13 protein-coding genes are annotated in these 19,463 nt (G+C 69.1%); 7 read left to right on the top strand and 6 right to left on the bottom strand.

Annotation, left to right across the window (positions count from 1 at the left end; all coding sequences use genetic code 11):
* Window positions 1-55: 55 nt before the first annotated feature.
* Together BZB76_RS00745 and BZB76_RS00750 are read right to left on the bottom strand one after the other, a co-directional pair.
* Window positions 56-1,243 (bottom strand): ROK family transcriptional regulator, encoded by a 1,188-nt coding sequence (locus BZB76_RS00745; RefSeq protein WP_121432352.1) that lies wholly within the window; start codon window positions 1,241-1,243, stop codon window positions 56-58.
* Between the two features lie 312 nt (window positions 1,244-1,555).
* Window positions 1,556-1,912, bottom strand: coding sequence for a MerR family transcriptional regulator (locus BZB76_RS00750; protein ID WP_121432353.1), 357 nt, complete (start codon window positions 1,910-1,912; stop codon window positions 1,556-1,558).
* Between the two features lie 103 nt (window positions 1,913-2,015).
* Here BZB76_RS00750 and BZB76_RS00755 point away from each other — a divergent pair, with 103 nt between their 5' ends.
* Window positions 2,016-2,663, top strand: coding sequence for an SDR family NAD(P)-dependent oxidoreductase (locus BZB76_RS00755; RefSeq protein ID WP_121432354.1), 648 nt, complete (start codon window positions 2,016-2,018; stop codon window positions 2,661-2,663).
* A gap of 120 nt (window positions 2,664-2,783) precedes the next feature.
* On the opposite strand, the gene BZB76_RS00760 is transcribed toward BZB76_RS00755, so the two are convergent.
* The 4 genes from BZB76_RS00760 to BZB76_RS00775 are packed head-to-tail and all read right to left on the bottom strand — an operon-like array spanning window position 2,784 to window position 11,828.
* Window positions 2,784-5,540, bottom strand: coding sequence for a pPIWI_RE module domain-containing protein (locus tag BZB76_RS00760; protein WP_121432355.1), 2,757 nt, complete (start codon window positions 5,538-5,540; stop codon window positions 2,784-2,786).
* A 15-nt stretch (window positions 5,541-5,555) separates the two neighbouring features.
* Window positions 5,556-9,074: a pPIWI_RE_Z domain-containing protein gene (locus BZB76_RS00765; RefSeq protein ID WP_121432356.1), complete on the bottom strand. Its 3,519-nt coding sequence runs from the start codon at window positions 9,072-9,074 to the stop codon at window positions 5,556-5,558.
* Window positions 9,067-10,188, bottom strand: a complete 1,122-nt coding sequence (locus BZB76_RS00770) for a pPIWI_RE_Y domain-containing protein (RefSeq protein WP_121432357.1) — start codon at window positions 10,186-10,188, stop codon at window positions 9,067-9,069. Before BZB76_RS00770 ends, BZB76_RS00765 begins: the two co-directional genes overlap by 8 nt.
* The gene (locus BZB76_RS00775) at window positions 10,185-11,828 is read right to left on the bottom strand and encodes a PD-(D/E)XK nuclease family protein (protein ID WP_170180460.1); all 1,644 of its coding nucleotides are present in this window, start codon (window positions 11,826-11,828) and stop codon (window positions 10,185-10,187) included. The genes BZB76_RS00770 and BZB76_RS00775 overlap by 4 nt, the downstream gene beginning before the upstream one ends.
* 106 nt (window positions 11,829-11,934) lie before the next feature.
* On the opposite strand from BZB76_RS00775, the gene BZB76_RS00780 reads away from it, so the two are divergent.
* From BZB76_RS00780 to BZB76_RS00805, 6 genes are all read left to right on the top strand, one after another.
* Window positions 11,935-13,398 carry a serine/threonine-protein kinase gene (locus BZB76_RS00780; RefSeq protein WP_121432359.1) on the top strand — a complete coding sequence of 488 codons (1,464 nt, stop codon included), beginning with the start codon at window positions 11,935-11,937 and terminating at the stop codon, window positions 13,396-13,398.
* Window positions 13,385-15,427: an N-6 DNA methylase gene (locus BZB76_RS00785; RefSeq protein WP_147449258.1), complete on the top strand. Its 2,043-nt coding sequence runs from the start codon at window positions 13,385-13,387 to the stop codon at window positions 15,425-15,427. Before BZB76_RS00780 ends, BZB76_RS00785 begins: the two co-directional genes overlap by 14 nt.
* A gap of 403 nt (window positions 15,428-15,830) precedes the next feature.
* Window positions 15,831-16,508: a GntR family transcriptional regulator gene (locus BZB76_RS00790; protein ID WP_121432361.1), complete on the top strand. Its 678-nt coding sequence runs from the start codon at window positions 15,831-15,833 to the stop codon at window positions 16,506-16,508.
* Window positions 16,505-17,317: a nitrilase-related carbon-nitrogen hydrolase gene (locus tag BZB76_RS00795; RefSeq protein WP_121432362.1), complete on the top strand. Its 813-nt coding sequence runs from the start codon at window positions 16,505-16,507 to the stop codon at window positions 17,315-17,317. The genes BZB76_RS00790 and BZB76_RS00795 overlap by 4 nt, the downstream gene beginning before the upstream one ends.
* Window positions 17,314-17,976 carry a DUF2848 family protein gene (locus tag BZB76_RS00800; RefSeq protein ID WP_121432363.1) on the top strand — a complete coding sequence of 221 codons (663 nt, stop codon included), beginning with the start codon at window positions 17,314-17,316 and terminating at the stop codon, window positions 17,974-17,976. The genes BZB76_RS00795 and BZB76_RS00800 overlap by 4 nt, the downstream gene beginning before the upstream one ends.
* Window positions 17,976-19,454 carry a 4-hydroxyphenylacetate 3-hydroxylase family protein gene (locus BZB76_RS00805; protein WP_121432364.1) on the top strand — a complete coding sequence of 493 codons (1,479 nt, stop codon included), beginning with the start codon at window positions 17,976-17,978 and terminating at the stop codon, window positions 19,452-19,454. Before BZB76_RS00800 ends, BZB76_RS00805 begins: the two co-directional genes overlap by 1 nt.
* Window positions 19,455-19,463: the final 9 nt, after the last annotated feature.

The following is a 19,463-nucleotide window of genomic DNA, read 5'->3' on the forward strand; positions in this document are numbered from 1 at the left end:
GCGCGTGCGGCGAAAACCGCAAGCTCTAAACTGATAAAAAGTTTGAACTAGGAAATCACTTCAAAGATTGAAGACAAAGGTCGGTGCCGTCAAAGGCGTACCGCGCCGCCCCGCGCGCGATGGCGTGCCCGCCCAGTTCGGCCAGGACGACACTCCCTCGCCAGTTACGCGGACTCGCCATCCTCCGCATCCCACGGCTGACCGGATCAAGCAGCGCGGAACCGGCGGCCGCCAACTCCCCGCCCAGGACGAAGCGCTCGGGCGCCAGCACCGCGACGACGTTCGCCAGCCCGGTGACGATGTCCTGCGCCGCGTCCGTGACGATCCGGACACACCCCGGGTCACCGGAACGGGCCAGCTCGGCGAGCCGGCCGAGCGTGAGGTCGTCTCCATGAAGGTCGGCGACGTGACTCAGCAGCGCATCACCGCCGACCTTCGTCTCCAGGCAGCCGCGGTTCCCACAGAGGCAAAGCCTGCCGCTCGTGTCGGTGGACGAATGCCCGAGCTCCCCGATCCCGCCCGGCCCACCGCGGTACAGCAACCCGCCGAGCAGCATCGCCCCGCCCACCCCCGAGCTCAGGTGCAGGTAGAGCACGTCCCGGCAGCCACGCGCGGCGCCCCACCGCACCTCGGCCAGCAGGGCGGCGTCACAGTCGTTGATCAACCGGACGGGCAGACCGGTCTCCGCGCCCAACTCACCCGTCACGTCGGCGCCGTACCAGGACGAATCGAACGCCGGCAGACGCCCGAGCCCCTCCGGGACGGTGTTCGAGACGGGGTCGATGGACACGCCCAGCGCCAGCCCCACCCCGGCGAGCGGCCGCGGCGCCACCTCGTCCGCGGCGCGCACGGCCTCGATCAGCTCCACGATCGTGTCCCGCTCTTCGCCATAGGGGGACTCCGGGACCCGCGGGCGCGACAGTTCGACCAGGACCAAGCCCTCGTGATCGACCGCCGCCGCCGTGATCGCCTCCCGCGCGACCGTGACCGTCAGCGCCAACTCCCCGGCGGCCACGTCCAGTTCGACCAGATTGACGCTCCGACCGTTCCGCCGTCCCTTCGAGAGTTTGACTCGATCGTCCTGGACGAGTACACGAACAAGATTCGAAACGGTGGCCTCCGACAGCCCCGTCGCCCGCGCAAGCTCAGACTGCGACAACGTACCGCCCTGCCGTAGTGCGGAAACGACCTTCTCCAGGTTCGTCCGCCGCAACTCAGCAAGCGCCCCACCAGCCGGCACCATCTCGCAACCCCTCACTCACGCCCACAAGCTTTGAACCGACAGCGTAACCCCGAAGCCCGTGCCGCCCTTGCTGTGCACCTAGCGGCCCGTGGCGTAAGCGCTGCCAAGACGTGCGAGTGAAGCGCATGGTCGCGTTTCCGGTGCCAGGTCACCTGGCGAGGCAGCCCTTAACGCGGGCGCCCCAGAAAAGCGTTCGGCGCCGTCTTCAATCGTCCATCGACATTCGGCCAGCTCGGCGGCGATCTGAGGGCGACACCGGCGCGTGCTGTTCGGTGCGTGTTGAGGCGTTGCTGGCTCAGCCAGTTGACCTCGTCAGGTCGCCAGTGAAGCGAGCCAGGCGTCGAGGGCTTGTTGGGACGCTTGGAGTTGCGCGACCGCATCGGCGATGCGGTCGCGTTCGCGTCGTAGATGGCTGATCATGCCTGGGCAGGCTGAGGGGACCAACTGCTCACCATCATCATGAACGCAGTGCAGCAACTGGGCGATCACACTGGTGGGCAGGCCTGCGGCGAGCAGGGCACGAATGTGCCGTACCGCGACGACATCCGCCTCGCTGTACTGACGGTAGCCGTTGGGAAGCCGGGTCGGCCGCAGCAACCCTTGTTCCTCGTAGTAGCGCAGCAGCCGCCGGCTCACCCCTGTCTTGTCGGCCACGTCACCGATCCTCATAGGCGTGTCCTTTCGACCTGCTCATTCACGCGGTTGACCTTCACATGATGTGACGCCATAACGTCCCCACCACCAGCGATCATCCATACGGAAAGGGGACACCATGCCTGGAGCCGTCGTCATCGGGGCAGGACCAGGGATCGGCCGGTCGGTCGCGCTCAGGTTCGCGCGGGAAGGCCTACCGGTCGCCGTCATCGCCCGGACGTCCCGAACGGTGCAGGCGGTCGCCGACGATGTCGCCGCCCTCGGAGTCAAGGTCGTGCCCCTGAAGGCCGACAGCGCTGACGAGGTGTCCTTGCGCGCCGCGCTCGACACGGCGGCCGGCGAACTCGGCCTGCCCGATGTCGTGGTGTACAACGCCGCGATCATCCAACCCGACGCGCCGGGTGAGTTGCCCATGCGCGCGCAACTGGACGCCTGGGCGGTCAACGTGCTCGGAGCATTGACGGCCGCGGCACATGTCGGCCCATCAATGGCGCAGCGCGGCAACGGTTCGTTCCTGATCACCGGTGGAATGCCCGAGCCCAAGCCACAATATGTGAGCCTGTCACTTGGCAAGGACGGGGTACGAACCCTGGTGCAACTGCTGGACCAGCAGTACGGACCCTCAGGCGTACACGTGGCCTCGATAACTGTCGCCGGCCCCGTCGCCCCCGGCACGAAGTTCGATCCAGACCATATCGCCGAGCACTACTGGCACCTGCACACCCAACCGCGACACCAGTGGCAACACGAAATCCTGCACAACTGACGCAGACGTTGAATCATTCGCTGAGCTGGCCACAGCAGATGAGCGCGGCACCATTGCGCGGGCTGGGCTGTGTCCGCACCTCCGTAGTTTGGTGGCGTTGCGTGGTCGCGGTGTTGCCGGTCACTCGTCTGTTGCCGGCTCGCTGTCTTCCTCGGACTCGTCGACGAGCGGCAAAATGTACTCCTCCGCCAGGCGAGCCAGGTGCAGCGGCAGTGGAATGCGCAGGTCCTGGTCGTATTCGGGTGGCTGTCGTAGGTGGTGTGCGACAAGGGCCAGTGTCTCGGGGTCGTCGCCGTCGGCCGGGTGGCAGGCCAGCACGGCCAGTTCCACGAGATCCGGAGTCCACGCCTGCCTGTCCGCGTCCGGTCCGACCTTGCGAATGGCCTTGGGCGTCTTGAAAGTGCCTGGTTTCGCTGTCGTGCTCCAGAAGACGCGGTCGGTGCCGTCTTCGCTCGTCCACAGGTGGACGGCCAGACCGTTCGCCTGGCCGGGCTTGGCCACGGCCCACCACTGCGCGGTCTCGCCGCGGCTGTCGTTACCCGTGCGGACGCGCAACAGCCGAACACCGGGGTGTATCGGACGGGCCGGCGCGTGGCCCAGTCGAATCTTGTCGGATTCGACGACGCCGTCCTGCATCCATGGCCAGAACGTGCGGATGTTCTGCGCGTGAGCCATGAGCAGAACCTGCTCATTCCGCAGCGACCGGTACACGACCTGGAGCCATTCCTGGACGGCGCGTTTCTGCTCGTCCCGGGCCGACCGCGAATCCACTTCGGCCAGGACGTCCGTTCGCCGTGTGAGGTTGAGAAGCGCGCGAGGATAGGGAATCCATCCGCCGGCGCCGTCATCGGCGTCCGGGCACCAACCCTCGATGTGCGCCAGACCCGGGTCGGACGGGTCGGGCGTCACACGGACGGCCAGCGGGGCGATCCCCTCCCAACCGGTTCGGCTCCGGCGATCGCGACGGACCACCCAGAGCGCCGCATATGACAGTCCGGCGGGAAGAGTCCCGCGGCGCACGTCCGGGACGGGCAGAAGCCGGGCGCCGAGTTGGCGGAGGCCGTCGTTCCACGCGTTCTCCGCGCGGTGCTCGATGTTCTTCACCGAGTCGTGGCGCTGCTCCTTCATCGGGACCTGGACGAACTGGCTGAGCACTCCCGCGTGCGCGAAGCCGAGCCGGAGGGCGAACTTGGGGTCATGGTGAGTGCTGGTGAAATTTTCGCGGCGGTCGAGTTCCACCAAGGCCAGGGATGGGTTCGGGCCGGGCTCGTCCGCGCGCAGGAACGCGGCGGCCTCGTCACGCCGGGCGGCGTTCGCGGTGCGCTGGGCATGCTTGCTGCGCTCTTCCCCTTCGGAAATCGGCAGGTCGCCGGCGAGGCCGTCGGTCAACTTCAGACAGCGGAGCCGGACGGTCAGTTCGGGTGTCACCCATTCCACGACGGCGGCCGAGCCTGGGCGTGCTTTCTCGAATTCCTCCGCGGTGGGACGCTTTTTCGGTTCGCCCAAGCCCAACTGTTCGGCCAGGGAATGCACAGCGGTGTCCCGCATGTGCTCGCTCTGCCACAGCAGCCTCGCTTCCAGGAGTTGCGGACCGGGCTTGGGGAAGCCGTTGCGCAGGCAGGACATCGCGTAGGCGGCGACGGCGCGGGAACGTGTCGCGTCCAGTTTCGGTTTGCGGGTGCGGCCGTTGCGGGGGGTCGGCGCACCGAGCGTGGTCGCCTTTCGGGCCGGCATCGCACGTAGTTCAGGCGGAAGAGCCCGCTCGGCCCATGCCATGATCTCCGAACGCTCGTCCGGCATCAGGCCGGGCAGGACGGGGTGCCGGCCCATGGACGTCCGGTGGACGACGGCGCCGCGCATCCCATCGGTCAGCCACAGTTCCGGGTCGGTGAGGATCGCGTCGGCCTCCGGGAACGGCTCGCTGAGTGAGATGCCGCGTAGCAGTCCCGCCGGGCCGCCCGCCACCCAGCCGTCCGTCCATTGTCCGGTCTCGCGGTCCCGGTAGCGCTGCAGTTTGGCGATGGCGAACCGTTCGGCCAGCGGCGCGCCCGCCAGCCAGGGCACCTTCGGGCGGAGCAGCACGGTCGTCCTGGTGCCATAGGGGATGCGGAGGCGCCCGGTCGTTTTGGACGTGTGGGTCGCCCATCGCCGGACGCCCGTGTGCAAATGGAATCGTGGCAGGGGGTCGAACGGCTGGGTCTGCATGGTGATGCGCAGATAGATCGAGTACCAGGAGTCGCGGTTCCTCTTCTCGAGCGGGAGCGGCTGGGACACCAGAAGCGCTCCGCGTTCGGCCCCTCCCGGGATCGGCCTGAACTCGAGCCGTCCGGTCTCGGATTCGAACGGCTCCAGCGCCGTGATCCGCCGGGCGATCCAGTCGGTGGCGAGGGTGGGTTGATGGTGGAGCAGGGCGGCGGTGCCACCACCGGTCTCCGGGCAGCGGAGCAGTTCCAGTTCCACCGCCTCCCAGGACGGCGGGTCGGCGTCAAGGGCGCCGCGCATCTCCCGCAGCAGCGCCCGGTGCTCGGGGTCCGTGGTCGCGCTGGGGCACAGGTCGGCCAGCCATGCGTTCTGGAGCGTCCTGAACGCGGTGTCCGACAGTTCCTCGCCGTCTTCCGGGACGAGCAGCCAGTACGGGGCGGCGTCCGGGGCGCCGTGGTTCCTGGGCAGGACGATCAGGCCGGGCGCGAGGGCCTGCAACGCCTGGTCCATGCGCTTGGTGGGGACGCGCTGGGCGGACTCACCACGCGCGGCCCGGAACAATGGCAGAGGTGAGACCGGCCAGTGCTCGGGAAAGCGCAATGCGCGGTACCGGACCGGGACGGACACGTCCCGGTCAGTGGGCAGCCACGCGGCGGGCCGAATGGTGTCGAACATGGAGCTCCTTCCGCATCAGGTGCGGTGGGTGAGGGTGTTGAGTGCTTCGTAGAGCGGCCGGTAGAGCAGGTCGACGAGCGCCGGGTCCGCCGGGTCGTCGAAAAGCGCGGGATCGGTACCCGCGGTGAAGTAGGGGGCGAGCACCTCGTGGAGGCCCGACAGGAGTCCGTCCGGGTCGCTCACCTCGGGTATGCGGGTCGCCTGTTCGCCGGGGGTGAGCGCACGGGCGGCGCCCATCGCGAAGCGCGCGTCCACGAAGACGACCCGGGCCGGGACGCCACCTCGCACGAGCCGTCCGATCACCTGCCAGATGGTGACGAGCTGATCCCAGGCGAAGGACCGTTTCTCCCACCGCGACAGGCGGGAGTACACGTAGCGGCGGGACAACAGGCGCCGCCACTCACGACGCGCCTCGTTCCGGAAATCTTGGAAGGCCGCGTCCAGATCGACCGCCTTGGTGACCAGCTCGGTGAAGGTGGCGGGCCCGTTCCGGTCGTCGTCACGCGGCAGGTCACGGGTGAACCGGACCACCCAGTCGTTGATGGCGTGCACGGCCAGGGTCAGGTCGTCCGGACGCGGGTGGGGTCGGGCCAGGAACATCGCGACACCGAAGGCCGCGTTCCGCTCGGCGTTCAGGATGTTGTGGCCGCGTTCCACCGCCATCAGCGGGGCGACGAGGACCTCCGCGTACGGATCCTCGGCGAAGGTCGCCAGGTCGCCGCGACGCAGCGCGGTGACCGGTGTGCCGTCTCCCGCGGCCCGGCGGACGAGCCCGAGATCGGCGTCGTCGGCGGCCAGCACACGGACACGGTCGTACCAGCGGTCCGACTCACGTAGCGTCTCGGCGACGATCACCGCCTCCCGGTAGCTGCCGACCAGCAGGATCGCGCGGCGCCGCATCGGGTCCTCGACCATGCGCAGTTCCTGTTCGAGCGGGCTCTCCGAACCGTCCCGGCCACGCCGTCCGAGACGTCTGGCCATGGCCCTGGCCGCTGCCGGACGGTCGTCGGGAGCGACCCCGGACAAGGTCATGGGGCGGCGCCGACCTCCATCGTCGTGGTAGAAGAACCTGGTCGCGAACGTCGTGCGGCGCACCGCCTCCATGGCCTTGTCGGGTGGCATCAGCACTGCCCGTACCGGGGCGGCCACATGAGCGCGGGTCGATCTGCCCGCCCAGCTCGTACCGGACATGAGAACCACATGCGGGCCTTTGCGACCATCGGCTACGGCGGCTCCCAACCGATCCAACGTCAGCAACAGCTCGCGGCCCACCCCCGCGTGGCGGAAGAAGCGCAGCGTGCCGCTCTGCCGTCCGTCGGCGTCCCGTTCCCGGTCGTCGGGCAGGTATTGGTAGCCCAGAACGTTTCCCATGGGCGCTTCGGGGACGATCGGCGCGTAGTCCTGGGGTGGGCGGCGCGCCAGGTCGTTGCCCGTGGCGTCCAAGTTGAGCGCGGCCTCCACCTGCGGCCAGAAGTACGTCAGCCGATTCAGCCGCTGACTCAGCACCGACAGCAACGCCATGAACTCCAGGCGGCGGCAGTTGGACTCCATCCACCGCTCGTCGTCGACGGGAGCCGGGGTACCGTCCAACAGATCTACCAGGAGCGTCCTCGTGCCGGCGCGAGTACGGGCCGGCGACAGAGTGTGCAGGAGGTCGGCGGTGAGATCCACCAAGGCGACGACGCGGGAGTCGCGGGGCTCCTCGCCGCCGCCCAGCGGGTCGTCCCGGAAGGCCTCGAAGATCTCGGTGAGCGGGCGACGGAGGCCGTCAAGGAGCGCGAGCCTGGCTTGGCCCGCGCCGTCGTCCTCGTCTTCGTCGTCCTCGTAGGCCGCGAACAGGTCACGCTCGTCGGGCGGGCTTTCGTCGTCGGGCTCGGCGCGGTCGCGCAACCAGTCGTTCAGCAGCTTGTCCTGGAGGGTCCACGGGCTGAAATAGTCGATGTCGACCCACTCGCGCAGATCCTCGTCCGAGATGAGGATCTTGTAGAGGCGGTCGGTGGCGCCGCCGACCACCGACAGCGCGGCGTTCCACTGCTCGACCTCGCGGTCGGCCAGCGGCAGCCGGCCCTGCCGTGACAGCTCCTCGATCTTGTGCGCCTGCAACTGGTCGAGCCACGAGTCCGGACCGGGCAGGACGAGCGTGGCCGACGGCGCGAACACCTGGTCGAAGTTCATCTGGACGGCGTCCGCCTCGTCGACGAACACCAGGTCGCTCATGGAACAGGCGAGTTCGGCGTGGCGCAGCCGCTCCTCGTTGAGGTGCCGTGGAACCTCGCTCAGGACGAGGCTCGCGGGGTTGGCGATCCACACCAGGGCGTCCACCAGGTCGCGGGCGGCGCCGTGTCGGGGACACGCGCTCCACAACGGGCATCCACGCCGTTGGCCCAGCGCATCGTCGTCCCGGCTCTGGTAGAGGGACGTGCACGGGGCGTCTGCGTACCGCAGTGGCCGGAACGCCTCGGTGCCGCGCAGCGCGTCGATCACACAGACGGTGCTGAGCAGGTCGAACCCCGGCTCGTCATGGTGGTCGAGCAGCGTCCTTCCACCCTGAGCGGCGAGCCTGCGGTGCAACCGCTGGGCGTGGTTCTCGCGGGTGCTCGATCCGAGGATCGGAGCCGCCGGAATGTCCAGGGTCCGGAAAAGCTCCACCAGCCGGAGCTGTTCGGCGACGTCACCCACGACCAGCGTGGTGCGGAGCGGTTCGGGGAGCCGCGCGGCCCAAACGGCCGCGACCTTCATGAATGTGCTCTTGCCCGCCCCGACCATTCCCGCCAGATTGGTCAGACCATCGAAGACGAAGCTGTCGGTTTCGACGAAACGGCGGCCGCCGGTGTCGCGCACGGCGAAGCGCACGGAATCCATGCGGGCCGCCCAGTCGCCGGGGCGTGCGGCCTCTTCCTCGCGTTCCTTCCGGTCCATCCAACGGGCGGTCGCGAGCAATTCGTCGCGGGTCACCGTTCGCGGGGAGCCGTCGCCTTTCCGTCCGGCCGCGAGGTCATGACCGACGGCGGGATCGGGACGCGGGTAATCGGGCAGCAGCACTCCCGTCCGGCGCCTTCGCTCGAAGAACGAGGCCGCGCCCGGCTCCGCGAGCGGAAGCCGTTTCCGCTGGTAGGACGGCTCTGCGGAGAGCGCGGTCGCGTACACCGCGAACCGGTCGACGGCGACCGTGGGGCGTACCCTCCGCGCCGGGCCCTCCGATGGGACGTCATAGGCGCGAAGACGATCCGGAAGCCGCCGGTAGACGTCGAGTTCCTCCAACCAGGTTCGGCGCTGCCGTGTCGTCCACAGCAAATGGCGGGCACAACGGATCGCGATCTCCTGGCGTTCCGTCAACGGTTCTCTGGTGTGGACCAGTCGATAGCCGCTCCACAACGCGTAAGCGCTCTTGGCGGGCTCGTCCGGGGCGACCATCTCCATCAGGTAGAGCGCCAGTTCGACGCGGCAGAGGAGCGGCGGACGTACATCGTCAGATGCCCACACCCGGTTCAGCTCCCGGCTCACCGGCTGGTGCCAGGCGTCCCGATCACGCATCGGTCTTCTTCCTCTCCCGCAGGATTTTCCGGGCCCGCCTGACGAGCGCGTCGTCCACCATGAGAGGAAGCCCGGACGCCGTGTCCGGCCGATTGCGCTCGAAGGTCGCGACATAACCGGCGCGCGCCTTGGCGCGCGCGGCGGGAACAACCCAGAACGCCTCGTCGTAGGGCGGTTCCGGGTGAATCGGCCGGGCCGCGCGGCCGAGTAGACCGGGGTGCGCCCAGTCCTTGACGTCGATCGCCCACACGCGCCCACCGGGAAAGGTGACGCGCAGGTCGTAGTTATCGAAACCGGGCCACAATTCGACGGACAACCCGAGTTCGGTGAGCCGGTAGGCCAGTCTCATCTCGGCGCGCCCCGGGCCGGTGACGAACTGGCGCAGCGGTCGTTCGAGTTGGAGCAGCTCGCCGACGTCCTCCGGTCGCAGCCGGCGGCCGACCGGCGGCGGGCCGATCCGGCGGCACTGATCGCGCTCGCACCACCATTCATCGTCGTCCATCGGGGTCAGCAGGGTGAGGCAGCGTTCGCAGGTGGCGTACGCACCTTCGTTGAGGTAGGCGGGCGGGACCTCGCGGTAGATCTCCTGGATCAGATCCCGGGCGGGGGCGAGTACCAGATCGTTCACCAGCCGAAGCCCTTCCTGTTCGGTCAGGACGGGCTGCTCGACGAGAAGCCGGCGGAACCCGGCGTAGCCGTCCGGCTCACCGAGCCCGCGGAAGATCTCCTTCGCCCTTCGGATGATCTGGCGGTCGCGGTGCTCGACGGCCACGTCGCGGGCGCGCTCGGCCCATTCGTGGCACAGCTCGGTGGGACGGGCCGATCGGGCGTCGAGCAGCCGGTCGTCCGGCTCCACCAGGCCCTGCGGCAGGCTCAGCGGCCAGTCGGCGACGGGCTCGGTGGCCCAGTCGATCAGCTCGGGAAGGCTCCGGGGCGGGCGGGCCTGGCGGCGCAGGCACAGCAGGACCGTCCGGTTCAGCACCCGTTGTGCCTCGTCCGGGTAGGGCATGGTGAAGGTGTCCAGGTCGCCGATCTTTTCCAGGTCCACCAGGGCCGTGGCCAGGCTTCTGAGCAAGACCACGTCCTCGGTGTCCCAGTCCTTGATGGAAATCACCGGATCTCCCCCTTCTCGGGTCCAGCGGGGCACCATCGGGCGACCTCGCAATCCGCGCAGGCTCGGCCGGGGGTGGGCGCGTAGGTTTCGTCCACCGCCCAGTCCTCGGCGAAGGACGACACCACCTCGCGGGCTTGGTCGATCGTGGGCGGGTCGAACGGGTCGATCTCCTCGATGCTCACGCCGTCCCCGCGCAGGACCTCCAACTCGATACGGGAACGGGCACGGTCACCGCCGCCCGGCACGTCCGCCGCCATCAACAGCACTGCCAGCGCCAGTTGCGGGTACGTCTCCAGGAGAGGGCGTCCCTCCCGGACCCCGCGGGACAGGGCCTTGGTCTCCCGCCAGACCCAGCCGCCGTGTTCGGTGTGCAGGAGATCGGGATCGGCGATCACGACGACGTCAAGAGCGGGGTCGTAGGCGGTGAGCCTGGGTTGCACCATGACGCGCTCGTCCGGGGACAGTCCGGTGAGTGGACACACGGAACGATGCCGGTCGAGCATTCGGCGGGCCGTGGCCGCCTCCTCCGGCTCCAGGTCCGGAAAATCGGCGTCCACGGGCAGGTCGCGGCATCCGCGCGGCCCCGCCGTGCGATGCCGTTCGTTCAGCAGGTCGTCGACGGCCCGCCCGCGTCTGATCGCCGGGCTTTCGGGACGGGCCTCCCTGGTGTACAGCACCCTCGTCATGTGGAAGCGCGCCGGGCACGCGCCGTAAACGCGCAGGTCGGTGGCCGAAACGCTGCGGCGCTTGCGGGGTCTGGCCGGGGCGGGCACGCCGAGCAGGTTCGGTGTCCGCGGGGGCTGTTCACAGCCGAGCAGTGCGGTGCAGCCCTTGCAGTCCGATCCGGGTGCCAGGTCGGTGGTTTCCAGAAGCCGTCCGCCGGCGGGGACGACCAGAGCGCGGTGGCGACGGTCGATTTCTTCGGCGTCCCAGTCGGCGAGGACGCGGAATTCGCCGTCACCGCAGCCGACGCCGATGACCCGGACTCGTTCGGGGCTCCGTGGCGGCCGCGCCGTCCGCACGGGTCGGTAGGGCCTTGCGTACGCGCTGACCGCCGGCACACCCCACAGGACCGCTCCGGCGACGGCCGCGATCTCCTCCGGGGAACGATCGTTTTTGACTGAGTTCACACTCGGAAGCCAGATCTCTCTGACAGCGCCGTCGGCGGTGGCGTACCGTCGGCCCCAGGCGGTGCGCTCGTATCGGTCGGCGCCCCGCCGGTCCGGGACGGCGAGTTCGTTGACGACCACCCATTCATGCGGGACGGGCAGGGTCGGGGGATCCCCGGCCTCGCGCCGCTCCCGGGCCCACCGGGAACGGGCGTCCAGGTAGGCGTGGACGGCGTCACTCGTCCAGGCGACGTGAAGCGGATGGCACCTCCGAAAGGGGTGCTGGGAGCGTAAAGCCTGCCGAAGCTCGGTGTTCTGGTGTTCGACCAGGTCGAGAACCTCCATCACCGGGCCGAGCGCGAACTCCTTCACCGGTTGCCAGGTCGAGGGCGGCGGGTCCTGGGACAACAGCGGGCGGGCCGCGATCGCCGAGCCTCGCGGGCAGGACCGGGGATCGCCGCGCAGCAGGCGCGGGCCGACGCGGACGACCCGGATGTCGCCGCGGGTGCGCGGTGGGTGCGGAACGCTCACTGACCCTCCTCCGAGATGCTGTGAACTAAGTTTAAGCATAGAATCCGATCGTGCTGTGCGCTTGTCGATAATGTAGGGCCGCACGACGTACACGAGGAGGTTGCGCATGGAGACGGGGGAGGTCCTCGAGGGCGGCTACCGCGTGCTGGAGCCACACCGCACGGGCGGGATGGGGGAGCTGTGGCTCGCGCAACATGCCTCGGGAACCCGGGTCATGGTCAAGACGATGCGGTCATCGGACTGGGCGAACCGCATCTCGTCGTCGGTGGAAGCACGAGAAGCGCTGCACCGGTTGAAAGGGCGATTCGCCAGGGAGCGTCGGCTACTGGAGGAACTCGACCACCCCGCGATTCCACGGCTGCTCGATCACGGCGTGGGTTGCGACGGCATCCCGTACATGGTGATGGAGTACATCGCGGGAACCCCGCTGGACACGTGGCAGGAGAAGCACACCGTCACCGACGCCGCGGCCGCGTCGATACTCGTCCCGCTACTGGAGGCCCTGGCCTACGCCCACGGTCACCGGGTCGTGCACCGCGACGTCAAACCGGCCAACATGATCATCGATGAGCACGGGCGGCTGCATGTCATCGACTTCGGTATCGCCTTCGTGACCGACCCCGAGGCCACCCGGTACACATACCCCGGTCTCACTCCCGGGAGTGCCGGCTACAAGGCACCCGAACTCATCAACGGGGAGGAGACACCCGTCCCGGCGGCGGACGTCTACAGCGCCGGCTGCGTGGCCTACCTCCTGTTCGCCGGGAAACTTCCGTACAGCGGTCAGAGTGATGTCGTGCAGAACACTCAGCATCTGCACGCTCCCGTACCGCGGATTCGGTCCATCGTTCCGCACGTGCCGGAAGACGTCGACGACATCGTCTTCCGGATGATGCGGAAGAAGCCCGCCGACCGTCCGACGATTCCGGAGGCCGTCGAGGTGTTGCGTCGCTACCTGCCCGGTCCCGACAGCCCCGTGCCGAACCCCGCCTTCACTCCGGACCCGACCGTCCCCTACCGGGACGCGGCCCCGCAGCCGCCCGCCGCACCCGTCCCCCCGCGTCGTTCCCGCCGGGGCAGGCGACCGGGTGGCGACCGGCCGGTGCGAGCCGAGTTCGCCCGCCTCCTCAGCGCGGCCGACGACGAAATAGCGAACGGCGAGGCAGGACCGGGCATCGCCGGGCTGACCGCGAGCCTGGCACGCGCGTCCGACGCCTGGGGGCGCATCGACGAAAGCGTCGCCCTGGCCAGATTGCGGCTGGCCGACATGGACGTCCTTCGAGGGGACTGCACCCTGGCGGCCTCCCGGTACCGGGAGGTGGTGCGCGACCTCCAAAGGGAAACGTCGGCGGAGGCACGCGCACTCGTCGTCGAGGCGCAGGCGGGCATCGCCGAATGCCATCTCGGAGACGACGAACTGGAGAAGGCTCTCGACATGTGGGAAACGGCGGTTCGCGCGGCGCACAGGGACCCCGCCATCCTGCGGCGCGTCCGCGAACGCCTGAGGAGGGTCGCGGACGAACTCAGGGAGAGACAGGTGCTCCCCGATACCTCAGATGAGGATGTGTAAGCTCTGTCAACGCATTAATTCACAGAGCGGCGGAGGAAAGATGGCGGATACCGGCGATACGGGGGTTTCGGTGAACCTCGCCGAAATCGCACGGATCGCGGGTGTCGGCCGCGCCGCCGTCAGCAACTGGAGGCGCCGCCACACCAGCTTCCCCTCCCCCGTCGGCGGCACCGACAGAAGCCCCCAGTTCTCGCTGCCCGACATCGAACACTGGCTGCTGGAGAACGGCAAGATCAGTGCGGGCGCCGGGGCCAAGCAGGGGCTGTGGCCGCGCTTCGAACTGCTCGGCGACCGGGACGCCATGGGCAGGGTGATCGCCGGACTGGGATACCGGCTGACCAAGATGTCCTCGGGCACGGTTCCAGAGGTCGAGCTGTCCCTCCAGGAACGCGAGTTGCTGGACGCCTCCGTGACGCTGGCCCGTCGTGGCGGCGAGCGAGAGATCTTCGACTTCCTCGTGGAGCGCTGGCTCGGGGCCCACGTGCGCCAACTCTCCGCCACCCCGGAAAGACTCAGCGAGCTGTTCGTCGACATCGCCGACCTTTGCGTGGACGGCCCGGTCCGCACCGTCCTCGATCCTGCCTGCGGGACCGGAGCATTGCTCGTGGCGGCGGCCCGACGTTGGACCCCCGCATCCATGATCGGCCAGGACGTCGACGCCGTGCCGGCAGCCGTCACGGCCGCCCGGCTCCGGTTCTCCGGCGGCGACCGGCTCTCCTCCGTGGAGGTGACCGTCGGCGACTCGGTCCGCGACGGGGTGCCCGGAGGCGCGGACGTCATCGTGTGCAGCCCTCCGACCAACGAACGCTCCTGGGCACAGGCGGAGCCGGCCACCGATCCCCGCTGGATCTACGGGCTACCGCCCCGATCCGAGTCGGAACTCGCGTGGATCCAGATCATCCTCGGCGCACTACGCCCCGGAGGGACGGGCGTGGTACTGCTGCCGCCGGCGGTCGCGGTGCGCAGGGCGGGACGACGCATCCGCAGGGAAATGCTGCGCGGCGGAGCCATCCGGTCGATCATCGCGCTGCCGGTCGGCGCCGCCCCTCCGCACAGTGTGGGACTCCACATCTGGCTGGTCCGGCGTCCGGCTGACGAACCGCCGCCCGCCGACGACGTGCTGATGATCGACACCGCCGACTGCCGCGTCCCCCTGTCGAACGGACGCTATGAGGTCGACTGGGACGCCGTCCGCGAGCGCGTCACTTCAGGCGTACGCGACGGCAAAGGCCCGGGAGTCCAATCGGTGCCCGTCATGGATCTGCTCGACGAGCAGGTCGACCTCTCCCCCGCACGTCACGTGCCTCCGTCCGACACCACCGTGGACAGCGACCTCCGTGAAGAGTGGATCGCGTTCAATTCCAGCCTGGACCGTATCGTGGGCCTGAGTCGCTCGCTTTCGACCATGCCCGTCGTCTCGACCGGCGCGCCGGTCAATGTCACGGTCGCCGAGCTCCACCGCGCGGGCGCCCTCTCCTTTGTGCATGGCAAAGCGGTTCCCGAACATCTGCTGCACCGTGGCGAGCGCCCGTCATCAGGCATTCGCGTCCTCACACTCGCGGACCTGCTACCCGGCAGCGGCCCTGGACAGTGGATCGACGACACCGAGCTAGAAGAACTGAAAAATGCGGGCGACATCACGATCACGGAACCACAGGACGTCATCGTCGTCAGCGCTACTCGGGCTTTCGACGCCTGGGTCGAATTGGCCGCTCCGATGGTGCTCGGACCGCAACTGACGGCCCTACGCCCAACGGTCGGACAACTGGACCCCTGGTATCTGGCCGGGAGCCTGCGCACGTCCGCCAACCTGCGGCGCGCCGGAGGCCACGCCTCCACGACCTCACGCGTCGACCTCAGCCGCCTGGAAATACGCCGCCTGCCACTACAAGAACAGCAGAAACTCGGGGACGTCTTCCGCCGGCTCATGACGTTCGAGACCTCCCTGGCGGAACTCTCAAACGTCGGCACCGACCTAGGCCGCACCCTCAGCGACCTACTCGCCGCCGGACGCCTCACTCCCCACTGAACCCCCACCGGCCAAGAGTTCCGTTTATGACCAGGGTCTCCATCACGATAGCCGCACGGCGTTCGAGGCCCGGGAGTTCGACGGCGACCGGTTCCTGGACCGCGCCGCGCGGGTGGTCCTCCTCGACCAGTTGGTTCGTTCCCACTACTTCGTGGCCGGCGCCCGCCTCGACTTACCCGGCATCGTCCGGGTGAGCCCGGCCGGAAAGGGCTACGCGCTGGAGTACCTTGCGCCACCGATCGGCTGACCGAGCCCGTCGCCTCCGGCTCGCGCTCGCGGTGGCGGCCCGGATGGCCCGGTCTTCAGCGAGCGTGCTCGGCGAGCAACTCTCGGCCAGGACGTGCGGGAATGTCGTGGTGGGACCCTTGTCGCGTCTTGTCGGCTTGATGTATACAAGCTATCTATGAGTGGTCTACAAGAGGAATCCGCCCAGGATCTCGCGTATCGGTGGCTCAAGAAGCACATCGCTCGGTTCCCGCGGCATGAGGGGGCGTTTCTGAGCGAGGCGGAGGTGGCGCGGGAGACCGGGACGTCCCGGACGCCGGTGCGGGAGGCGCTGTTGCGGCTGGAGGCCGAGGGCTTCTTGCAGATCGTCCCGAAGAAGGGCGTGTTCGTGCCGCCGATCACGGACGCCGAGGTGCGCGCGGTGATGCAGGCCCGGGAGCTGGTCGAGGACTGGTGTGTCCGGCAGGTCGCGCCCGCGAGCGACGGGCTCGTCGGCGAGTTGGAGTCGGTGCTGGCCGAGCAGGAGCGGGTGATCGGCGATCCCGTCACCTTCATCGAGCTGGACCGGGTGTTCCATCGGCTGATCGTGCGCCGGGCCGGCAATCCGGTTCTCGCCGAGTTCTACGAGTCGTTGCGGGACCGGCAGGTTCGGATGGGCATGTACGCGGTGGCCAACGAGGAGAACCGTTCCCGCGCCGTCCTGGACGAGCATGCCGCGATCGTCGCCGCGCTCAGGACGGGAGAGGCGGCCGGTGCGGCGCTGACCGCGCACCTGTCCAGCACGATGGCGGCGCTGCACCTTCCGGACGTCGCCGACTGGGACGGTAGCGAACACTCGGTGGTGGGCCTGTCATGAAGGTCGCGCTGGTACAGGTCGCCAGTCCCCCGGAGGAGCCGCCGGACGAGCGCCGGGATCGGGTGGGTGCGATGGTCGTCCAGGCCAGGGGTGCCGATCTGGTCGTGCTGCCGGAACTGTGGGCGGCCGGCTACTTCGCGTTCGACCGTTATCTGGAGCGAGCCGAGACCCTTGACGGGCCGACGGTGACCGCCGCCCGCGCATGGGCCAGGGACCTGGACGCGTATGTGCATGTGGGCAGCATCGTGGAACGTGACAAGGCGGGTCGGCTGTTCAACACCTCGGTGCTGATCGCGCCGGACGGCCGGGTCGTGCACACCTATCGCAAGGTGCACGTGTTCGGGTACGCCTCGCGGGAGTCCGAGTTGCTCACTCCCGGTGACGCGCTGGACGTGTGCCCGACGCCGTTCGGGCTCGTGGGCGCCACCACGTGCTATGACCTGCGGTTTCCGGAGTTGTGGCGGGACCTGGTCGACCGGGGCGCGCAGGTGGTCGTGGTGCCGGCGGCGTGGCCCGAGGCGCGGCAGGAGCATTGGCGGCTCTTCACCTCCTGCCGTGCCGTGGAGGAACAGGTGCTGCTCATCGCGTGCAACGCGGTCGGCGTCCAGGACGGCGGGGTCGTGGTCGGCGGATGCAGCCGTGTCGTCGACCCGTGGGGGACCGTGCTGGCCGAGGCCGGTACCGAGGAAGGCGTCACCTTCTGCGACGTCGACCCGACCGTGGTCGAGACGGTGCGCGCCGAGTTTCCGGTGCTGGCCGACCGGCGTTGGCCGCACGCCGGGCAGAGCCGGTTGCTGGAGACGTCATGACCGCCCCGGTGACCGTGGACGTCGCCGGCACCGGCGAACGACTCGCGCTCGCCCCGGACAAGCTGATCGTCGCGGGGTACACCGCGCGGGACGAGGCGTCCGTGGAGGCCCATATCGCCGAGTTGGCGGCGATCGGGGTGCCGCGCCCGGCGAGCGTGCCGGCCTTCTACGAACTCGACACCGCCCTGCTGACCACGGCTTCGGTGATCGAGGTCGACGGCTCGTCCACCTCGGGTGAGGTCGAACCGGTGGTGATCCGCGCGGGCGGGCGCTACTTCCTGGCCGTGGGATCCGACCACACCGATCGGGAACTGGAACGGACGGGCATCGCGGAGTCGAAGGCCGCCTGCCCGAAACCGATCGGAAGCACCGTGGTGGAACTCGGGCCGGACCTGTCCTCGCTGGAGTGGGACACGCTGAGCGCCGACTGCGCGGTGGACGAGATGCCGTACCAGCGGGGCGGTTTGTCCGTCCTGCGGCATCCCGGCGAGTTGCTGGAGCGGATGGGCGCTGTTCCACCGGACATCGTGATGTTCTGCGGCACGTTGCCGCTGCTCGGCGGGTCGTTCGTCCACGGGAGCCGCTGGCGGATCCGCCTTGAGCCGCCCGATGGGCAAGCCCTGACGCATGAATACGAGATCAAGCAGAGGAGCCTGTGATGCGTTCCGGAGCCGAATATCTGGCCTCTTTGAAGGACGCCCGCCGCATCCATGTGGACGGTGAGGCCGTTCAGGACGTGGCCCACCATCCGGCGTTCGCGCCCATCGCGCGGACGATCGCCGACCTGTTCGACGTCGCCGCCGACCCGGCGTCCGGCCTGGCCCGCACCGACCCGGACACCGGCGCGACCGTGAACCGCCTGTTCACGGCCCCGCGCAGCCGGGAGGACCTGACCGCGTTCCGTGCGGCCGCCACGACATGGGCGCGCCGCACGCACGGGTGGGTGGGCCGCAGCCCGGACCATGTCGGCGCGTTCATGGCCGCGTTCGCTGCGCACCCGGAGGCCTTCGCCGGCGGCGACCACGACTTCGGCGCCAACATCGCGGCTTACCACCGGCGGATCGTCGAGGAGGACCTCTACGTCTCCTACGCGATCATCCCGCCGCAGGTGTCGCGGGCCACCACCGCCCACGCGTGGGACGGCGAGCTGATCCAGGCGGGGGTGGCCGAGGAGCGTCCGGACGGCATCGTCGTGCGCGGCGCGCAGATGCTGGCCACCGGCGGCGCGGTCGCCGACGAGATCTTCGTGTCGTGTATCAAGCCGCTGTCCCCCGAGGACACCGACTTCGCGATCAGTTTCGCCGTGCCGGTGGGCGCCGAGGGGCTCAAGCTGTACTGCCGCCGCCCCTACGCCCCCGCGGCCACCAGCCACTACGACTATCCGCTGACCACCCGGTTCGACGAGTCCGACGCGCTGGTCGTCTTCGACGACGTGTTCGTGCCCTGGGAGCGGGTGTTCGTCTACCGGGACGTCGCCGGGCTGCGGCGGCAGTTCTTCGACACCGGCGCCCACGCCCTGGGGAACTGGCAGGCGCAGATCCGGTTCTCGGTCAAGCTCCAGTTCCTGGCCGGGCTGGCACGCAAGGTCGCCGCGGTGAACGGTGTGGACAAGTTCCCCGGTGTGGTGGAGAAACTGGGTGAGGTCGCCAGCCTGGCGTCCCTCGTCGAGTCGGCCGTGCTGGCCGCCGAGTACACCGCCACCCCAGACGAGCAGGGCATGTGGCGGCCCGGCGCGCGGGCCCTCTACGGGGCGATGGGGATGCAGTCCGAGCTCTATCCACGCGTCCTGGCGATTCTTCGGGACCTTGTCGGCGGCGGCGTTCTTCAGGTTCCGTCCAGCATCGCCGACATGACCAATCCGGAGACCCGCGCCGACATCGACCGCTACGTCCACAGCCCGAACGCGCCCGCCGAGGAACGCGTGAAGCTGTTCAAGTTGGCCTGGGACGCCATCGGCAGCGAGTTCGCCGGACGCCATCACCAGTACGAACTGTTCTACGCGGGCGCGCCGTTCGTCGTGAAGGGCTACGCCTTCCGCAACTACGGCTTCGACCGGCCCGTGGCGGACGTCGAGTCCTTCCTCGCCGGTTACGACGTCGCCGACCGTCCCGACGACAGCCCCGGCCCTCAGGCCTGAACAACCGAG

The organism is Actinomadura pelletieri DSM 43383, assembly GCF_003634705.1.
In the GTDB taxonomy this organism is placed as follows: Bacteria; Actinomycetota; Actinomycetes; order Streptosporangiales; family Streptosporangiaceae; genus Spirillospora; species Spirillospora pelletieri.

Excerpts from the sequence above, each read along its gene's own strand:
- BZB76_RS00755 (WP_121432354.1), top strand. The coding sequence starts at position 2,016 with ATGCCTGGAGCCGTCGTCATCGGGGCAGGACCAGGGATCGGCCGGTCG.
- BZB76_RS00790 (WP_121432361.1), top strand. The coding sequence starts at position 15,831 with ATGAGTGGTCTACAAGAGGAATCCGCCCAGGATCTCGCGTATCGGTGG.
- BZB76_RS00765 (WP_121432356.1), bottom strand. The coding sequence starts at position 9,074 with ATGCGTGATCGGGACGCCTGGCACCAGCCGGTGAGCCGGGAGCTGAAC.
- BZB76_RS00805 (WP_121432364.1), top strand. The coding sequence starts at position 17,976 with ATGCGTTCCGGAGCCGAATATCTGGCCTCTTTGAAGGACGCCCGCCGC.
- BZB76_RS00785 (WP_147449258.1), top strand. The coding sequence starts at position 13,385 with ATGAGGATGTGTAAGCTCTGTCAACGCATTAATTCACAGAGCGGCGGA.
- BZB76_RS00795 (WP_121432362.1), top strand. The coding sequence starts at position 16,505 with ATGAAGGTCGCGCTGGTACAGGTCGCCAGTCCCCCGGAGGAGCCGCCG.
- BZB76_RS00780 (WP_121432359.1), top strand. The coding sequence starts at position 11,935 with ATGGAGACGGGGGAGGTCCTCGAGGGCGGCTACCGCGTGCTGGAGCCA.
- BZB76_RS00750 (WP_121432353.1), bottom strand. The coding sequence starts at position 1,912 with ATGAGGATCGGTGACGTGGCCGACAAGACAGGGGTGAGCCGGCGGCTG.
- BZB76_RS00800 (WP_121432363.1), top strand. The coding sequence starts at position 17,314 with ATGACCGCCCCGGTGACCGTGGACGTCGCCGGCACCGGCGAACGACTC.
- BZB76_RS00760 (WP_121432355.1), bottom strand. The coding sequence starts at position 5,540 with ATGTTCGACACCATTCGGCCCGCCGCGTGGCTGCCCACTGACCGGGAC.
- BZB76_RS00745 (WP_121432352.1), bottom strand. The coding sequence starts at position 1,243 with ATGGTGCCGGCTGGTGGGGCGCTTGCTGAGTTGCGGCGGACGAACCTG.